This window comes from Flavobacterium aureirubrum (assembly GCF_038739835.1).
Taxonomy (GTDB): domain Bacteria; phylum Bacteroidota; class Bacteroidia; order Flavobacteriales; family Flavobacteriaceae; genus Flavobacterium; species Flavobacterium aureirubrum.
The window spans coordinates 1-251 of the sequence record NZ_JBCGDO010000175.1 but is presented as its reverse complement, the minus strand read 5'-3'; the positions used below and the strand labels follow the sequence as shown (position 1 = coordinate 251).

Sequence of the window (251 nt, the reverse complement as noted above, 5' to 3'; positions counted from 1 at the left end):
GCTGGCTAAGAAACCGACTTCGCTACTGCATTTGGCACCATTGGAAGAAACCCGAGCGAAAGAGAAAAAATCTTATACGATTGGGTGTCGACCAAGACCATGCCTACGCATGGAGCAGAACTCGAAAAGGGGGTTGGGCAATTGCACAAAGTCCTATTCTAGGCACAACCATTACTTTGCAACGCTTGAAGAAAAGAGGTTATGTTTCCTTAACCGAATTACACATCCAACTCAACCCATCTCTTTGCGAA

Annotated in this window: 1 pseudogene; it reads left to right on the top strand. The window is 45.4% G+C overall.

Features of this window, described 5'->3' with window-relative positions:
* Positions 1-251 (top strand): annotated as a pseudogene (locus WFZ85_RS16400) (group II intron reverse transcriptase/maturase); the annotation flags it as partial.